The organism is Eubacterium sp. LMAG:50 (genome assembly GCF_008680265.1).
Lineage (GTDB): Bacteria > Bacillota > Clostridia > Lachnospirales > Lachnospiraceae > Eubacterium_U > Eubacterium_U album.
The window spans coordinates 547,820-567,119 of record NZ_NALP01000007.1 but is presented as its reverse complement, the minus strand read 5'-3'; the positions used below and the strand labels follow the sequence as shown (position 1 = coordinate 567,119).

The following is a 19,300-nucleotide window of genomic DNA, read 5'->3' as shown; positions in this document are numbered from 1 at the left end:
GAAAGTTTTCATATATTCTATTCTTACTTTCCATCATTCTATTAGAAAATTTTATTTTATTTTCTGCAAACAACCAACTAAAACACTTACGGCACACAACATAATTATTAGGCCGATTTTTACAAACGGTTCACTTCCTGCGCCTCCGGCATCCGGCAATTCATATATTTTTGTGTTTGTTATTGTATAAGTTGTGCTTGCATTTTTTGTTGCAGTAGCCTGATTTGTTTTTGATGTAAATTCTGAAGCAAATCCCGCAACACTAATTTCTTTTACACTATAGGTAAACTGATTTCCTATTGTATCTCTTGTAAGCAGCCCTTCTACGGATTCTTTCCATCCGTTTTCTTTTTTAACTGTAACTGTGTTAAAATATTCTGTTTTTTCTTCTGTGGAATCTTTATATTTGATTGTTCGATAGATTTCTACTTCTATGGAATCCGGAATCTGCTCCGTTCCTTTCCATTTTTTATATATATTTAAATCTATTAAGGGTCTGTCAATTTTACTTCCAAGAGGTGTCGTGCTAAATGATGCCCACACCTGATTTGTTCTTGGAACTCCTCCGTTATCCGGATACCTCATAAAATTTCCCAATGTAAAACTGAAAGCGTTAGACGTTGACTGTGGCATAATTGTAACTGAATTTTGAAGCCAGTTATCAGGCACTCCAAATGTGCTGTCATAAATATCTCCGCTCCACGGATTTGTTCCGCCGTTATAACCATACTGTGTTCCAAATCTGTTTCCGCTGTCTTTATACATTCCTACAATATTACTGCTCCATGGAATGGTATTTGAAAATTTTCCTGAATAAACATATGCTTTTACATTCTGCGGATTTTGTGGCACTACATATTCCGGTCCATAGTATGCTGCCGGATTTTCCCCTTCCTGAACATCCGCCGGGTTAAGAGAATTTATTGTGTAATAATCAGCAACCGGACTGTCAACTGTTCCTATGTCATTTAGAACAATTTTTTCTCCAAATGTTCCATCTGTGTTTAAATAATAAAATTCCAAATCAACATGAAATTCTTTCACATTTTGCCATACCCAGCCACTATACAGAGATTTGCTTATTTGAATTGTCGGATAATATGAATATGGTCCATAATTATTTTTACCCCAATTCCATCCTTCTCCTACATTTCCTGTAGTTGTTGCATTTTTTGACGTTCTGTTTTTAAATGGTGTAACTTTTATATTTGCATAAGCTCCTACCGGCTTTCCATCGTATGTTCCAACTTCAAAATATTTGACTTTAAAATTCATTGTAGTTGTTTCTACATCCAAATCTTTATTTTTCCACCCGGCGTTCGTATCTGTCTTATAATTGTTTGCATTAGGATTAGAACCTTTACATTGAATCGCTATCCCATTGTATTTATTACTAAATGAAGCGTATATTCCTTTTATCGCTCCATTCCATGTCCCATTCCATACATCGCCTTTCATACTTTCGCGACTTACATCCTGATAAGCTCTGACTCCTTCTCCTGCCTCAACAATTTTTGCATTTCCATCTATATCTTTGACCTGAAGTCGATTGTACGGAAATACTTTGTCAGTTGATACTATCGTAGCGTCCGGCACAGGAATATCATTTGCCGCAAAATTTACTATAGACTCGGTTTTCTGACTGTTATTCACATCTGCATTTAGCATAACTGCTTCGCCTGCAAATGTCGTAGCACATATTAAACACATGCTTACTACTGCTATTATTTTTTTACTTTTTTGGATTATTTTTTTCATGATCATATCTCTCCCACTTTTATATTTGGCAATTGTATTTTCAATTAGATTTTGTCTTGTTTTTCTCTGCTTGTTATCATATGAAGCATTATTGCCAAATATTCCAAATTTAATTCCATAAAGTGGGATTTTTGCGAATGGGGATTATGAGATGGAATGCCTAGCACGGAACAATCCGTAGGCATCAAAGTCGTGGGGCTTTTGAATCCGACATCTTATTTTATAATATTTACATCTTTACATCTCACAACAACTCTTGCCTGTCCATTAAATGTACATGTAAACAAGGTCAAATCATATTCTGTACTTATTACTTTTTCGACCTGTGTGGGCAATAAATTTTCCACACTTTCTACTTTATAGGAAAACGTGGAGTCGTTTGCGGATTTATATATAATTTCATCGCCTTTTCGCAAATATTTTATTTTTCCAAAATGCGTTGAATAATTGTGTGCAGCTAAAACAAATCCTGCGTTGCCCACACTTCCACTATATACGCACGGAGTTTTCTTTAACTGTTCATATGACCATTTTTCATTTATTGGGAGTTTGATTTTTAGAGACGGAATAATTAATATTCCTACATATTTTTCACCTGAAAATTCTATGAATTTATCAGATTCAGAGTAACTATCTGTCAGATTAGATTTATTATCGCAATATCCAGATTTATTATTTTTGTTTTCCATATAGTTGATTATTTTTTCAGAAGATATACCTGCATTTCGATTTTCTATAGTATTTTTAATTGTCAGGGTGCCTGCTGTTCCAAGCAAAATGCACCCTATGACAATTGTAATTTTTGCTATAAATGTTTTTGGCTTTTTTAAATTTTTTCCTTTTTTTAATTTCATTTTATTTTTGCCTGCAACTTTTTTAACATTTTTCAATTTATTTCTTCAAATATTCTTCGATTCCTTTACATATCAGACCTGCCATTCTTTTTTGATAATCGTCTGACGACAAATTATTTGCATCGTCCCAATTGCTTAAGAATCCACATTCCACGATTATTGTAGGGCATTTTGTATGTAACAGCATATAATAACTTGTGTTTTCCTTAATTTCTTTTTTATTGTTTATATTTATATTATCGTTTAATATTGTCTGCATTATTTTCGCCAGTTCCGTACCACCTGCAGAATTTCGATAATAAAATACCTGCGCTCCTTTTACATTTTCCGAAGTAAAACTATTTTGATGAACGCTTACAACTATTGTTTTTTCATTTTTCAAATACTCTTTATTTATTATTTCACAGCGTTTTTCCATATCGGCCCTTTTTTTATTTCCATCCGATTCCTGATAAAGTCCGGTATCACTTTCCCTTGTAAGCACAACCTTTGCTCCTGTGTTTTTTAAAATTTCTTCTATGTACAGGCTTATGGATAGGTTAATATTTTTTTCAAGTGCATCATTTATACCTATTTTCCCGGGGTCAATTCCTCCATGCCCCGGGTCAATAACTATTGTGTAACCACTAAATGGTTTATGCTCTTGTTTCTTAGTTTCTTTATTATCGCTTTCCACGATTTTTTCCATATTACAGGCAATCATAGTAATCGACATCAGCAAAAGAAATGCCATAACCGCTTCAATTTTTATATTTCTTTTTAGTATTTCGTACATATTTGTAAAACTCGTTTTCATCCAATTAATTATATTCGTCATTTACTCTTTTCCGAATTATTCAATTCGATATTTGACTTTATACAAATATATGCAGTTAGCGATTAAAATATGATTATTTATTAATCAATTCATCCAAATAATTCTTTTCTATCTTCTGAGATGATTTGTATTGTCTTAAGCCTGCTTCATGCACAGCCATAACATCCTGAAGTAATTCATTTGATGACATACGAACTGCTCCCCTGCTCAACACAATCATTTGCTCAAGTCTGTCTGATGTTGCAACCGTAACCTGATATTTTTTCCCGATTTCATTAGTTACTTTTTCAATATATGTGTCTGCCGTTTCCGCTTCTTTTGTATAGACAACATTTATATTGTTGTATTTTGAAACCTCTCCTATATTTCCCTTAACTTTGTATGCATCAAATACAAGTATTAACTCGCATTGCTTGTATCCCTGATAATTACTCATAATATCCATAAGTTTAAGTCTTGCCCCATCCAGATTGACCTGTGCAAGTTCATTTAATTCATTCCATGCAAATATTACATTGTAACCATCCACAAGCAAATATTTTTTCTCATTTTTCTTATTTTTGTTTTCCTTATAAACATATTCCTTCTGTGTTCTCTTTCCACTTCCCTGATTATCCGTATAACCAAATCCTGATTCATTTGCCAAACGTCTTTTAACCGGACCAAACTGTTTTTCAAATATCGCCTGCAATTCCTTGTCTTCTGCATAACTTGCACCCATTTGCCACTTTTTGCCTTGTTCAGGCTGATGCACCGGCACAATTTTCTCTGGTTCTTCATAATCATTATCCTTTAAGTTATCAGTTGTTACATGCGCATAATCCTTTACTTTATGCCATTCAACATTAAATCCTGCACCATGAGCACAAAATACTGAACCTGTTGGATTTTCCACATCTCGCTCACTGTCGTAATTAATATCCATAATGACTTCCGACGCATTGTGACAAGGCATATAACCCGCCAATTTGCAATATAGTCTTCCTCGTCCTCTTGTGTAAGTATTTACCGTTGTAATGTAACCACTCATAGTTGATACAGGTGCATACCCTGTAATTTCCGTAACCTCGCCATTAGTCTTCGGTGTTTCAAATTCCCCTTTCATCTGGCTTATATCATTCATCGCCCTACCCACATTTTCCGTAGGTACTTCCAATGTAAATTCATAATATGGCTCAAGCAAAATACTTTCTGCCTGTTTCAATCCATTTCGTACCGCCCTATAAGTTGCCTGTCTGAAATCTCCACCTTCAGTATGTTTTGCATGTGCTCTGCCACCAATAAGTGTTATTTTCATATCGGTAATGTGCGAGCCTGTAAGCACACCCACATGCTGCTTTTCGTACAAATGAGTAAGTATTAATCTTTGCCAGTTTTTGTCCAAATCATCTTCCTTGCATGCAGTTTCAAATACCATTCCACTTCCCGGTTCTCCCGGCTCAAGAAGCAAATGTACTTCCGCATAATGTCTAAGCGGTTCAAAATGTCCTATTCCTTCCACCTTATTTTTGATGGTTTCCTTATACACAATGCTACCCTGTCCAAATGTCACATCTATATCAAATCTTTCCTTTATAAGACTCTGTAAAATTTCAATCTGAACATCTCCCATAAGTCTTGCATGAATTTCTTTCAAATTTTCATTCCACACAATATCAAGCTGCGGGTCTTCCTCTTCTAACTGCTTTAATTTGTTAAATGTATTATGAGCATCGCATCCTTCAGGCAAAATAATCTGGTAAGTCAAAACAGGTTCTAATACAGGAATACTCTCACCTTCCTGATCTCCGATTCCCTGTCCCGGTCTTGTATTTTCGAGTCCTGTTACAGCACACACTTCGCCTGCTTTTACGCTGTCTTTTGTCTCAAATTTGTTTCCTGAATAAATTCTAATCTGATTAACCTTTTCATCATTGATTACATCTTTAACTTTAAGTACTCCGCCTGTAACCTTCATATGTGTAAGTCTGTTTCCCTGACTGTCTCTTGATATTTTATATACCCTTGCTCCAAATTCATCCGGATAACTTTTATTCTGAGTAAGATTAGCCATTGCATTTAATAAAAGTTCAATGCCATCAAGCTTTAAAGCTGAACCAAAAAAGCATGGAAATACCTTTCTTTCTGCAATAAGATTAGTTATTTCCTCATTTGATATTTCACCTGTATCCATATAATTTTCAAGGGCATTTTCATCACATGTTGCAACATTTTCAAGAAAATTATCATCTGACTTCTCATAATCAGAAAAATCTACGCAATTTGTATCTAGTCTTGATTTCAAATTCTCCATTATATGATTTTTATCACTACCAGCTAAATCCATTTTATTAACAAATATAAATGTAGGGATGTTGTATCTTTTTAAAAGTTTCCACAAAGTTTCTGTATGCCCCTGAACTCCATCACTTCCGCTGACAACTAAGATTCCATAATCAAGAACCTGTAGTGTTCTTTCCATTTCCGCAGAAAAATCCACATGCCCCGGAGTATCAAGCAAAGTCATGTTTATTTCTTCATTTTCATTTTTCCACTTTAACTGTGCCTGCTTTGAGAATATTGTAATTCCACGCTCACGCTCAAGGGAATATGTATCCAAAAATGCATCTTTATGGTCAACTCTTCCTAATTTCCTTATGTTTCCTGTTGTATATAACAAAGCCTCTGATAATGTAGTTTTTCCTGCATCTACATGTGCCAAAATTCCTAATATCAATTGTTTCATACGCCTGTTCTCCTCTATATATCAAAATAAGTCAAGAACTCTGTTCTTCACATCATTCCTGACTTGATTTTTCATTATTATTTACTGTTTAGTATATCTGTTAATTTTGCAAATTCTTCCAGCGTAAACGCTTCACCTCTTACGCTTTCTGATTTGCCCATTGAAACAAGTGCCTCTGTAACCTGTTCTCTTGTAAAATTTAATTCCGGTGAGTTTTTCAATCCGTTAGCCAATGTTTTACGTCTCTGATTAAATGAAGCACGTATAATCTTAAACATTAGTTTCTCATTGCTTACTTTTACCTGAGTATCTTTGTGTCTTGTAAGTTTTATAACTGCAGAATCTACATTTGGCTTTGGCATAAAACATGATGCCGGAACCTTTAATACTATATCTGCTGTTGCATAATACTGAACGGCTAATGATAAAGCTCCATAGTCCTTTGAACCGGGACCTGTTTTCATTCTATCCGCGACTTCCTTTTGAACCATAATTGTAATGCTGTCAATTGGCACTCCACTTTCAAACAATCCCATTATGATAGGAGTTGTTATATAATAAGGCAAATTTGCAACAACCTTAATTGGATTTCCGTCATTTCTTTCTTCTGCTAATTTCTTAATATCCACTTTTAAGACGTCTTCATTAATCACTTCAACGTTATCATATTCGCTTAAAGTATCCTGAAGTATCGGAATAAGTGACTTATCAATTTCCACTGCAACTACTTCTCTTGCATTTTCGCACAAATACTGTGTCATTGTTCCTATTCCCGGACCAATTTCTAATACAAAATCTTCTTTTGTAATATTTGCAGCACTTACAATATTTTCTAATATATTAGAATCAATTAAAAAATTTTGTCCGAATCTCTTTTGAAATGCAAATCCATATTTATTTATTACTTCTAATGTTGCTTTCGGGCTTCCTAAATATGCCATTATTTTTCCTCATTTTCTATATTAATCTGTCTACATCATCTAATCCGATGCCATATATTTTCTTTGCATTATTGCTTGTAATCTCTACAACTTCGTCAGGAGTTATTCCCTTTATTTCAGAAATTGCACTAACAATATACGGAATATTCAATGATGAATTTCTCTTTCCTCTGTTCGGTTCAGGTGATAAATATGGGCAGTCTGTTTCTAATACTAAATTTTCCATTGGGGCATATTCAACTACTTCACGTAATTTTCTCGCATTCTTAAATGTTATTACGCCTCCGATTCCTAAATAGAATCCCATATCAATGTATTCACGTGCCATTTCTTTTTCATATGAAAAGCAATGAACGATTCCTCCGATTTCTTCTGCCTTTGAAGCCTTCATAACATCTAAAGTATCTTTAGCTGCCTCTCTGCTATGAACAATTATTGGAAGTTCTGCTTCTCTTGCAAGTTCCATCTGCTTTTCAAACCAGACAATCTGTTCATCTCTGTTATCATTCCAATGATAATCAAGTCCTATTTCTCCCACTGCAACAATCTTAGGCTTATAAATTGCGTGTTTCAACCAGTCAAAATCCTCATCTGTAAGACTTGCAACTTCGTCAGGATGAACTCCAAGCGCCCCATATACATTAGGGAATCTTCTTGTAAGACCAACTGTTGTTTTGCATGATGCAATGCTTGCTCCCACATTTACAATATATTCAATTCCTCTGTTTTGCATAGAATCTAAGAGCTTCTCTCTATCTTTATCAAATGCTTCGTCATCATAATGTGCGTGTGTATCAATTATCATGATTCTTCCTCCACTCGTTGATTATCTTCAATTTATAATCTTAATTTTGCAATCATCTTTTGCAGTGTCACTCTAAAAAATCTGTAGGCATCAAAGTCAGGTGCTTTTGACCCCAACATCATATTATAAAATCCATTTTTTCCCGTAACATATCCTCACTCATTATACTCGAATAAAGAGTTGCTTGCAACACTTCGAATGCGTTTCAATGCACGAAAAAACAAGACCTTTGACATATTTTTACCAAATTTCAAACCAAACTGTCCGTTGATTTTTTTAATTTAATAATTTCCGTCAAAGGTCCCTTTTAATTTACTTTATTATTCATCATCGCCAGGTCTTTGTGTCCACCAGCAGGCTACTCCTGCTGCAACACATACAACAGCTAAAATAATAGCTACTATATTCATTGCCATAACACACACCTCCTATTACAAAAGATTTTATCTATGTAATAGTCAGTACTCTCTTTTTGCCATCCTGGTTGTGTATATAAACTATATTGTAATTCTTCCGTTTATTAAAAGTATATAAACCTGAAACACTCTTTACACTAACTCCTCCCGGAAATAAATTGTGTGAAAATATTGCTCCATAAATAAACGGTTGCTGATGTCTGTTTCTTGATTTTGCTTCTTTTGAAGTTCCATCTACAGTTCTTTTAATCTGTATTTGTGCATTTTTTTCAGAACACAGACATTCACTTTTAACTCTTTTTGCTTCCTGCTTAATACTTTCTGTATGAGCATAATCATTCTGATTTGCAAATACTGTGACAGCATAAGAAGAATAGCCTGAGCTAAAAATAATTGACAATAAAATGGCAATTGCAAATATTCTGTTTTTAATCCATTTATTTACTGTCATAACCTGCTCCCTTAAATACATCTTAAATAAACTTTCCAACAAATATTATTTTGTCGTTAAATACAATCTGACAAACAACTTGAATAATTTTCTTTAACTCAACCAGTAAACTTATTCTATTATATTTTAACAGATTTCACTTCCTGCAGGCATATCTTTGTCTAATGTCATTACTGAAAGGTTTCCATCATCATCTGCTGCTGCAAGAATCATTCCCTGTGATTCTACGCCACAAAGTTTACAAGGTTTTAAGTTTGTGATAACTGCAACTTTCTTTCCAACCATTTCTTCCGGTTTGTAATATTTTGCAATACCTGATACAATCTGTCGTACTTCATTTCCAATACGAATCTGTGAAACTAAAAGTTTCTTTGCCTTTGGAACCGGCTCGCATTTTAATACTTCACCAACACGAATCTGTACTTTATCAAAATCATCAATTGTGATTTCTTCTTTTGGTTCAACTTCCGGATATTTTTCTTCCGGTGCTGCTTCTGCTTTCTGTTTTGCCTGAATTTCTTCTACCTTTGGCATTACATCTTTAATGTCTAATCTTGCAAATAAGATTTCCGGTTTTTCTGTAACCTTATTTCCTGATGGATATTTTCCAAATTCAGTCATATCATCAAATGCTCTTGCCTGTGTGTTTAACTGTTCAAGAATCTTCTTTGATGTTTCAGGCATGAATGGCTCTAAAAGACTTGCTCCTATTGTAATACTTTCAATTAAATTGTAAAGAACTGTTTCAAGTCTTGCCTTCTTTTCTTCATCCTTTGCTAATGCCCAAGGCATTGTTTCATCAATGTATTTATTGCATCTCTTAAACATTGTGAAGATTTCAGTAATTGCATCCGCAACCCTTAAATCGTCCATTTTATTAGATGCCTTAACCTGAGTTTCAAGAACAACTTTCTTTAAGTCTTCATCAACTTCTTCTGCAACACCTGCGTTATTTACAACACCGCCAAAGTATTTATTTGACATTGAAATTGTTCTGTTTACAAGATTTCCAAGTGTGTTTGCAAGGTCAGAATTCATTCTTTCAACCATTAATTCCCAAGTAATTGTTCCATCGTTTTCAAATGGCATTTCATGAAGAACGAAGTATCTTACTGCATCTACTCCAAATAAGCTTGCAAGGTCATCAGCATAAATGATGTTTCCTTTTGACTTGCTCATTTTTTCTCCACCCTGAAGTAACCATGGATGTCCAAATATCTGCTTTGGAAGTGGAACGTCTAATGCCATTAACATAATTGGCCAGTAAATTGTATGGAATCTTAAGATATCTTTTCCAATCAAATGAAGGTCTGCCGGCCAATACTTCTTATATAATTCACCGTGATTTCCATCTACATCGTATCCAAGTCCTGTAATATAGTTTGATAACGCATCAATCCATACATAAATAACATGCTTTGGATCAAAGTCTACAGGAACACCCCATTTAAATGATGTTCTTGATACGCATAAATCCTGAAGACCCGGAAGAAGGAAATTGTTCATCATTTCATTCTTTCTTGATTCCGGCTGAATAAATTCAGGATGTGTATTGATGTGTTCAATCAATCTGTCTGCATATTTGCTCATTCTAAAGAAATATGCTTCCTCTTTTGCAGGTGTACATTCTCTTCCACAGTCAGGACATTTGCCATCTACTAACTGTGATGTTGTAAAGAATGATTCACATGGTGTACAATACATTCCTTCGTATTCACCTTTGTAAATATCACCCTGATCATATAATTTTTTGAAAATCTTCTGAACCTGTTTTTCGTGGTCTTCATCTGTTGTTCTGATAAATTTATCATAAGATGTTCCTACCAAATCCCAAATTCGTCTGATTTCTCCTGATACTTCATCTACAAATTCCTTTGGTGTTACACCTTTTTCTGCTGCCTTTAATTCAACTTTCTGTCCATGTTCATCTGTTCCTGTCTGGAATCTTACATCATAACCCTGCTGTCTTTTGTAACGTACAATACTGTCTGCAAGGATTGCTTCGTATGTGTTTCCAATATGTGGCTTACCTGATGTGTAAGCAATGGCTGTTGTCAAATAATATGGTTTCTTTTCCATTTCAAATAAACTCCTTTTTTATTTATTCTAAAAACTCCCGAATATAGTTTCATAGGAATTGACAAAATCAACGAAAGTACAATTACGTTGCCTGTCGCCCGTAGTGGTACTAAATTAAAATAAGCACTCTCTTCTTTATGCAAAGACGAGAGTGCTTTAACTTCGTGGTACCACTTTACTTTATTCAGATATTAGTATCATTAATTACTGTATTCAAATACTATTCTTAATCCACTAACAAAACTATATCCAAATCTCATTTCACTTTAACGGGTGTGTCCGTCACAGGTTTACTTTATGCTCGCCCATGCCGCTCCAAGTCCATCTTCCATAGTTCAACCTGTTGTCTGCTTTCACCTAATCAGACTCTCTGTAAACTGTATTCCCATGTACTCTTCTCTTCATTGCGTTTAATTATGCTAATTACTATGAGTGTATTATTTTTATGATTATTTGTCAATATTGAAAGCTGAATTGTCTATATTTCCAACCACTCTTTCAACCTCTGCCTCGTCAATCCCTTTGCATCACCCATTACAATCAAAGAAATGTTTTGATTTCTGAATATAACATTTGATACTTCTCTCAAACGATAATAATCTATTTTTTTATTTTCCTTAATTTTTTCTTTGATTGTTAATAATTCTTTTTTCTTTATGAAATCATATCCCATCTGAAAGTTTAATTCATTGGAGTCTTCTAGCCAAAACCATAGGTTGTCCGTGAAAAAAGTCATATTCATATCTATATCCCTTTGCGATATATTTTCTCTTAGATTTTTTATAATCCACATAATTTTTTGCAAACCTGCTTGTAAGTTCTTTTTTTCGATAGAAAAAAAGATTGATAAAACTGCTGCATCATTATAAATTTCCACATACGAATATATATCTTTTCTCCCTTACTAAACTAAGTTATATAAAACAGTATATATGTTTATTTTGGTAAATTCTGTTTTTTCATGCATCAATATTTCTTCTCATCATATATGTCTAGAAATATACAATTATATTTTTATTCTGTATTAGTTAGTCAGCTCATTTAAACTTTTAAATAAGTATTTTTCTTTATTGCCTTCACTCATTATTATATTTGTTCCTAATGTATTGTTAATTACAGATGTAGAAACATAATATTTATATTTACTTCCGTCCTTTGTCGTTACAATAATATTAATATCTACACTTTTATCTTCTCTTTCAAAATACTTGTACTCAATATTTGTAGTCTTTTTTCCATATCTTTTTTTAATTTGTTTTTTTATTAAATTTTTTACATCATCAGCTTTAGAAATTTTGCTAAATTTTTCTTCCGATAATGTCTTAACATCATAGTCCTGACACATTTCTTTCTTGCCATTCCATTTAATATGATACTTTTGCTGAGACAAACTCATCCATTCATTAAATTCCGGCTGTAGCACAGAATATGAATAATCATATGCATATAATTCTTCGTTTTCTAAAAATAAATTTATCTTATTTTGTTTAAAAACCTTTACTGCCTTATTTTCTTTTACTTTATATATTTCTGTATACATGCTGTCATTCTGCCTTAATTGTGCAACATTAAAAATAATATAGTTTTTATTTTTTATAAACAACTCAATTGTTGTATCTTCTGTTGCAACAAATTCATCCGACAATTTTTGACTATTTTTCCCACCTAAAAACCATAATTCAAATTTATTTTCTTTATCCTCCTCTTTATTAACTAAAATAAAAGCTTCTTTTTCGCCGTCGTTATCATAATCCTCAACAATCATTTTATATATATCTTTATCAGTCATTTTCTTAATCTCATCTTTATAATAATCTGTTGACGTTTTTATTTTTTCTTTTTTAGTTGTGATATTTTCTGATGTGTCGCAACCAACTAAGACTATTATCGATATAGTCATTATAGTTAATATTTTCTTCATATTAGTCTCCGTTTCTTTCTATAAACATGTTAATTATGTATGCATTATGCATTTTCAATTGTAATCACAACCACCGGCATAGCCGGTGGTTTATTTGTTTATTAAAGCCTCGTTTTTTCTTTACAAAAACCTCGCCTTTATAAACATGGCCTTGCCCTATACAATTAAAATTCTCAATAACTAATTATTTTTTTATGTTAAAATTAGCATATTTATAACTATCATCTCCATACTCCCCTGTTTTTTATATAATTAATCATATTCATTATAGTATTTGTGTACGATTCCGGTGATGATGAAACACAATATGTCCCTGCAAATTTTCCAATATATCCCACTGCATCTTTCTTATTTTTTTTCAAATATTTTCTTGCTTTTTTATAGCCTCTTTGTTTTCCATTATTTAATTGCCATGCATATGCTTCTATCGAATCTTTAATAGAGTCATACTTTTTGCCAACAAACCCAAATAAATTATTATTATTTACTGCCAAATTGCTAGTTCCATATCCACTTTCCCAAGCACTTTGTGCAACCAATACTTGTCTTGCAACTTTTATCTTAAATAATTTGTATTTGTCTTTAAATTTATTTTTATTTGAAATTCTATATAAAGCTTTAACAAACTTAGTCTTTTCTTTATCTGTTTTAGTAGTCTTTACTTCTAATACAACTCCATATATCTTTTCTTTTTTATGTCCACTCGGATCTACATAACTAATAGGATTTCCTCCACAATATGCGTACAAATTCCATGTTTCATAGTCATCTGCCTCTCCTCTGTAACTGTCTTGCGTAATAAATGTAGCTGTATCAGGGTTATAATATCTTGAATTAAAATAATAAAGTCCTGTTAATTCATCATATACTCCTGATGTGTAGCATATTTCATTATAGAAATTTAAATTTCCGACCTTTGTTGTTTTTCCATAATCTCCATATTTGTAACTTGCTATCGCTTGTCCGCTTTCATCTATTATATTGGATACACTTGTACGTATATCTTTGTTATAAAAATATGAATGCTCACCCTCATTTTCATAACGTATTGTCGCAATAATATTATTCTGAGGTCCTATAATATTATGACTTGTAACATTTCCACTTTCATCTGTTGTATATAATACAACTTCTCCCTGATAAAAATAGTTAGTTACTGCACCATTATCATTTTTAGAAATTCTTTTTCCGTCATAATTATATGTATTTTCCTGTGTATACTTTATTTTTCCACTTGTATTTCCATTTCTGCATGTAACCTTTGTTAACTGATTGTTTGCATCATATTCTTTCTGTACAATCTCTGTTATTGTTGATGTTGCATCTTTTGTCTGTTCTAATATTTGATTTCCATTTGCATCATATGTATATACTGTATATGAATCTCTAACATTATTTTTTATAACTTCACTCTGTACTAATTGATTTAATCCATTGTAAGTATTATTAGTTATTATTCCATTTTCATCAACCTTAGTACAATTTCCACCTTTATCATATGTATATGTTGTATTAATTTCCGTTTGTCTTAAATTATCTGTTTTCTTAGATGCAATCATTCGATTCAAATTATCATATGTATATGTTCTGGTTTCATTAACTTTTTCATTTTCATCTGTAGGATAATCGTTAATAATATTCTCTGTGGTTATATTGCTGTTCTTATCATATCCATATGTATATTGCTCTAATATTTTGTTTAAATTTATACTATCGACATACGTCATCGTTGTTACTCTGTCAAATATGTCATATTCGTATGATTTTTGAACATATCCGTCAGATAGGTTTAAAAAGTCTCTATAATCTTTGATAATTTTTATTTTACTATCATTATAGTATTCGTAGTTTCTGATATCCTGTAATCTTTCTTCTCCATTTTCACTAATTATTCCCTTTATTTTTACTAGCCATTTATAATTGTTATATTCAAATTTTATACCTTTAAGCTTGTCTTTCACAATATTCGGGTATCTTATTTCTATTAGCTTGTCTTCTATGTCATATTTGTAAACAAGTTTGTTGGCATTGACTTCCTCTTCCGTAGGCTGGCTTTTTCCATTAATTTCTGAGTACCCTACCATTCTTCCTAAACCGTCGTACTCATATTTTGTATATCGGTAAGTCTTTGGAGTGTTATTTGTTACATTATAATCCTGCACTACTGTTAGTTTATCATCTTCATTGTATTCATAATGCGACAATTTAGTCCATACATTTTTTGAATTATATTCATATTTCAACAACAGTAAATTTTTCTTGTCATATGTGTATTTTATATAACTTCCATCTGAAAATGTTTCCTTTATTTTATTTCCACTATTATCATAATCATATGATGTTTTTATACTGTTTGTTGTATTTTTGTCTTCTACAGATAACAACTGACCTGCACCATTATATATTGATTCTGAAATATTTCCCAATGCGTTTGTTGTAGTATCTTTTGTTGTAATAATATTTCCTAATGCATCTTTATTTTGTATATCATATGCATAAAAAGTCTCATTTGCCGGTTCTGTTCCATCTGACAATTTTACTTTTATGAGTTTCCCTTCCTCATTATATTCATATATTGTTTTATTTCCTTTACCATCTGTTTCCTCTATTAAATTTCCATTTTCATTATACTTATTTGTTTTAACAATTGATTGCGTTGCATCTACTGTAAATGCACCATTTCTGTAAATTGGATTTTCAATAGTATTAGTTAACCTTCCATATTTGTCATATACAGTAACTGTTAACTTAGGTGCTATAGGATTCGTACCACTAACTCCTCTTGTATACGTTGTAAATACATTTCCCTGCCTATCATATGTATAATCTTTACATATGCCATTGCTTTCCTCTCGTACTTTTTGTCCATAGGCATCCGTATATACACTTGAAACAACTTCATTATTTGTATTCTTTTCTGTTACAACATACACTGTTGGAATTCTTTTATTTGTTCCATTTCCCACAATAATATAGAAGTTATCCATGTACCCATAAGTTGTCGTAGTTGTACGTTGTTCATTTCCATAAATTATCGTTTTTGAAGTAACGCGTCCCATTTTATCATATGTATATTTCATTTTTCTGCCGGACTTATCTGTTTCTTCAATAATTCTCCCATTTGCATCATAAACTGTAGTTGTTGTTTCTGTTCCTTTTCCCGGAATTGTTGCAATTGTGTTATTATTTCGTCCAAACTCATCATAGCCATAAGAAGTTACTACATTTTTTTCATCTGTTGTCGTCTTTATTCTTCCTAACGCATCATATGTATTTTGTTCAGTCAACTTCATAGTTCCGGATACAGTATTTGCAGTTGTCACGTTACCATCTCTATTATATGTTGCTGTATCTTGTGAATTTTCCAATCCCTTTGATATATCTGCACTACTTACATTATTGAAATTAGCATTTTTATCAATTAAAACTTCAACATTTTCTATTTCATTGCCATCACTATCATAAGCATATGTTGTTACGGTTTTTTCAATATAATCTGTTTCCTTAACAAGATTTCCTTCACTGTCATACTCAAATGCAATTTCATCAATAACTTTTCCTGTTGCCGTTGTTGTCTTTATTTTAGTTTCATAATTAGGATTTTGTATATCTCCATATGTATATTCAGTTACATTTCCTTCTTCGTCTGTTTCTTTTATTATGTTTCCTTCCTCATTATATTCCTTTTTTTCTTCTAACTGTTTATCCCCATTTTTCCCTGTTGGTGTAATTGTTTTCACTATGTTATCAATTAATTCATGATATTGAACTTCTTCTGTTGTATTTGTTAACAAACTTCCATTATATGCATATGTAGTTACATTCCCTACATCATTCGTACACTTTAGTACTTTTCCACTTTCATCAAACTCATACTGCTCATAATGTAATATCATATTATTCGCATTCTTGGTATATACCCTTGTTTTTAATGGTTCATAATTCGTATACACATCAATTCTCGAATTGTCCGGATAAATTGCACTACTCACACTTTTTCCGTCATATTCTAATTGATAGATATTTCCAACCGCGTCAAATAACTTGCTCATTTGTCCATTTGCATTGTACTCGTAATTATATGTTATTTCATTTCCCTCATTTCCTTTATGAACAACTCTTGTAAGTCTCTTGTTCGTATAAGTATAGTTAAATGATGAACCATCCTCTAAAATTGTTTTACTAATATAATATTGTCCATCAGAATATGAATATTCAAAATCTATGCTCCGTCCCTTATCAGAATAAACAGATTGTATTAATCCTACCGTTGAATGATATTTTATATATATATAAGTTCCATTTGACTCTTCTATTAATATTAATTTACCGTCTTCATCAAAATATCTTTTTGTCTTATTTTTATCTGTAAGGACATATTTTGCAACGAAACTTATTGTACTTGATGGTTTTGTGTCTGTAGCTGAAATAGTTCTTGTTATCACTTTGTTATCTTCTTCTAACAATATATCAGGATTTTCATCACAAATATAAGATGTTTCACTTTTATTTTTCATATCATATATTGCTCCTGAACCATCAACATATGTTGTGGATCTTAAATCCTTTTTTATATGTGCATCATATTCACAAGTCCATCCTATGCCAAAGTTTGATTGTTCCGTATTTCGCGAATTATATGTTCTGCTTATTTCTAATCCCAATTGTGGTGTAGGTAATGAAAAATCATTCTGCTTATACATAAAATTTCCTTGAGACAATTCAATTTTTCCACTTCCATTTGGTGTGTCAAATTTTTCATAAGCATAATTATCTTTTTCACCAATATGTGGATTTTCATATGTTATTGCAAGTCTCATATAGTTTAAATTTTGTAAAGATGATGTATAAAAATTAGCTCCGGTTCCCTCTTCTACACATCTTAATGCCAATCCGTTATTACCTATACTTCTATCTGCAACTGCCTGAGCCCAATCCTTTAAATCAACATTATGTACTGTATTTGAAATCCCGGTACATTTAAACTGCGACCACACTCTATCTTCTACGGGTGGGTGATTATTCCAAGTAATAGTATTTGGATTCCATGTACTATTTGGATTTCTTACTTCAACATTTCCTGAAACAAATGTACCACTTCCACTCTTTCCAATTGTATATATGTTATCTTTTTCTGTTATTCTCAAATAAGCACTTTTCACATCCGAGCCATAAAACATAGATGATGAACCTGCCATTCCAGTATTGTAATCAATTCCACTTGTATCTATATAACACATATCTTCAGCATATATATGTTGTCCGTATTTTGCTTTGTTATATATTTGAATTACACTTGTATGTTTTAAATTAAAACTTTTTGAATATTCAAAGTTTGTTACACTTGCACTTTGAAGGCTATCATTAAACCAACTTACTGTTGGATCTATTGTTATAGGATATTTAATATCCTTTGAATTTAAATATTCGTTTTCAACTACAACTTTTAAAATATACTCATCTTTTTTAAGACTTTCCATTTCATAATGAATTGAATCATATACTAATTCATTATTCGCATCCTTTATATTTGGTTGACTTATATATGCAATTAATTTTCCTGACTTTTTATCAAAAAATCTAATTTCTTTTTGTTCCTCATACTCTTCTGCTTTCATATCCTTAAGCTGTAATTTAAATTCAAATACATTTGTTTCAGGAATTTCTGATAATATTATTTCTTCCTTAATCCCACTATTTAATGATGTATATTTATACGATATCTGCTTTCCGGCATTATATACCAAGCTAGTATTCTTTACACTCTCTTTATTTAGTTTTAATGGCAACACAGTACTGTCTATACTTTCTAACACAGTCTTCTTTTGCAAATTAATTTGCTCAATATTTATAGGTGAAAATAATATTCTATGTTTGCCTTTCATCAAAGCTACAGGATTTTCTTCCTCTAATTTATTAGGAAAATAGTGCTTTGCATCTCCTGCGATATTTACATATTCATAATCTGCTTTAATATCTTTTTCTTGAATTTCTTTTTTTATTACCTCTTTTTCACTGTCCGTAACCTTTTTTAATTCAGGATTATATTTTACATACTTTCCATTTTCTTTATAACGAATATCCTCACTATATATTTCTAACCTTCTATCACCATTACTTAATAAATATGTTGTTGAATTTGCTGTATTTAATTCTTTTAATTCCTTTACTACTTGTGGATTTTTATTTTTTTCTTTACTTTCCTTTGTAGATTTTAATTGATTATTAACTCTGTTATCTTGTTCTTTTGCTTCTTCTTTTTGACTTGCTGTAACGTTAATTTCATTTTGCACAATTTTATCTTGATTAGCATTTGCTACACACGATACATAATTGATGTTTAATCCTGAAATTAAAATCGCATTTGCCACAACAACTGCACATACCTTTTTAATTAGCTTTCTCATCTTTGACCTCCTTAAAACATTATCACATTTACCTAAAAAAATCCTTAAGCATTAACCTTTCCGGTAAGTGAGATTCTATATGACACACCTGGTTATGCTTAAGGATTATGTTTTAATGTTATTCAC

11 protein-coding genes and 1 other annotated feature are annotated in these 19,300 nt (G+C 31.9%); all 11 genes read right to left on the bottom strand.

What is annotated here, in order from left to right:
* Nucleotides 1-51: 51 nt before the first annotated feature.
* The 11 genes from CCC31_RS07770 to CCC31_RS07720 all read right to left on the bottom strand — a co-directional run bounded on the left by CCC31_RS07770 (nt 52) and on the right by CCC31_RS07720 (nt 19,174).
* Nucleotides 52-1,758: a Cna B-type domain-containing protein gene (locus tag CCC31_RS07770; protein ID WP_290850732.1), complete on the bottom strand. Its 1,707-nt coding sequence runs from the start codon at nt 1,756-1,758 to the stop codon at nt 52-54.
* A 215-nt stretch (nt 1,759-1,973) separates the two neighbouring features.
* Nucleotides 1,974-2,612, bottom strand: coding sequence for a sortase (locus CCC31_RS07765; RefSeq protein WP_290850730.1), 639 nt, complete (start codon nt 2,610-2,612; stop codon nt 1,974-1,976).
* Nucleotides 2,613-2,649: 37 nt separating this feature from the next.
* Nucleotides 2,650-3,387: an N-acetylmuramoyl-L-alanine amidase gene (locus tag CCC31_RS07760; protein WP_290850728.1), complete on the bottom strand. Its 738-nt coding sequence runs from the start codon at nt 3,385-3,387 to the stop codon at nt 2,650-2,652.
* A 115-nt stretch (nt 3,388-3,502) separates the two neighbouring features.
* Nucleotides 3,503-6,154, bottom strand: coding sequence for a TetM/TetW/TetO/TetS family tetracycline resistance ribosomal protection protein (locus CCC31_RS07755; RefSeq protein WP_290850726.1), 2,652 nt, complete (start codon nt 6,152-6,154; stop codon nt 3,503-3,505).
* Between the two features lie 77 nt (nt 6,155-6,231).
* The gene (rsmA, locus tag CCC31_RS07750) at nt 6,232-7,095 is read right to left on the bottom strand and encodes a 16S rRNA (adenine(1518)-N(6)/adenine(1519)-N(6))-dimethyltransferase RsmA (RefSeq protein WP_290850724.1); all 864 of its coding nucleotides are present in this window, start codon (nt 7,093-7,095) and stop codon (nt 6,232-6,234) included.
* Between the two features lie 16 nt (nt 7,096-7,111).
* Nucleotides 7,112-7,900 carry a TatD family hydrolase gene (locus CCC31_RS07745; protein ID WP_290850722.1) on the bottom strand — a complete coding sequence of 263 codons (789 nt, stop codon included), beginning with the start codon at nt 7,898-7,900 and terminating at the stop codon, nt 7,112-7,114.
* A 447-nt stretch (nt 7,901-8,347) separates the two neighbouring features.
* Nucleotides 8,348-8,767 (bottom strand): hypothetical protein, encoded by a 420-nt coding sequence (locus CCC31_RS07740; protein WP_260979094.1) that lies wholly within the window; start codon nt 8,765-8,767, stop codon nt 8,348-8,350.
* 126 nt (nt 8,768-8,893) lie between these two features.
* Nucleotides 8,894-10,846, bottom strand: a complete 1,953-nt coding sequence (gene metG, locus CCC31_RS07735) for a methionine--tRNA ligase (RefSeq protein ID WP_260979095.1) — start codon at nt 10,844-10,846, stop codon at nt 8,894-8,896.
* A gap of 138 nt (nt 10,847-10,984) precedes the next feature.
* Nucleotides 10,985-11,260 (bottom strand) — a binding site (T-box leader).
* A 64-nt stretch (nt 11,261-11,324) separates the two neighbouring features.
* A complete protein-coding gene (locus CCC31_RS07730; protein WP_022089422.1) occupies nt 11,325-11,723 on the bottom strand; it encodes a hypothetical protein in 399 nt (132 codons plus the stop codon).
* Nucleotides 11,724-11,870: 147 nt separating this feature from the next.
* A complete protein-coding gene (locus CCC31_RS07725; RefSeq protein WP_022089421.1) occupies nt 11,871-12,767 on the bottom strand; it encodes a hypothetical protein in 897 nt (298 codons plus the stop codon).
* Nucleotides 12,768-12,988: 221 nt separating this feature from the next.
* Complete coding sequence (locus CCC31_RS07720; protein WP_022089420.1) at nt 12,989-19,174, bottom strand: RHS repeat-associated core domain-containing protein; 6,186 nt, start codon at nt 19,172-19,174, stop codon at nt 12,989-12,991.
* Between the last annotated feature and the right edge of the window lie 126 nt (nt 19,175-19,300).

Excerpts from the sequence above, each read along its gene's own strand:
- CCC31_RS07755 (WP_290850726.1), bottom strand. The coding sequence starts at position 6,154 with ATGAAACAATTGATATTAGGAATTTTGGCACATGTAGATGCAGGAAAA.
- rsmA (WP_290850724.1), bottom strand. The coding sequence starts at position 7,095 with ATGGCATATTTAGGAAGCCCGAAAGCAACATTAGAAGTAATAAATAAA.
- CCC31_RS07720 (WP_022089420.1), bottom strand. The coding sequence starts at position 19,174 with ATGAGAAAGCTAATTAAAAAGGTATGTGCAGTTGTTGTGGCAAATGCG.
- CCC31_RS07760 (WP_290850728.1), bottom strand. The coding sequence starts at position 3,387 with ATGTACGAAATACTAAAAAGAAATATAAAAATTGAAGCGGTTATGGCA.
- CCC31_RS07740 (WP_260979094.1), bottom strand. The coding sequence starts at position 8,767 with ATGACAGTAAATAAATGGATTAAAAACAGAATATTTGCAATTGCCATT.
- metG (WP_260979095.1), bottom strand. The coding sequence starts at position 10,846 with ATGGAAAAGAAACCATATTATTTGACAACAGCCATTGCTTACACATCA.
- CCC31_RS07765 (WP_290850730.1), bottom strand. The coding sequence starts at position 2,612 with ATGAAATTAAAAAAAGGAAAAAATTTAAAAAAGCCAAAAACATTTATA.
- CCC31_RS07770 (WP_290850732.1), bottom strand. The coding sequence starts at position 1,758 with ATGAAAAAAATAATCCAAAAAAGTAAAAAAATAATAGCAGTAGTAAGC.
- CCC31_RS07745 (WP_290850722.1), bottom strand. The coding sequence starts at position 7,900 with ATGATAATTGATACACACGCACATTATGATGACGAAGCATTTGATAAA.
- CCC31_RS07725 (WP_022089421.1), bottom strand. The coding sequence starts at position 12,767 with ATGAAGAAAATATTAACTATAATGACTATATCGATAATAGTCTTAGTT.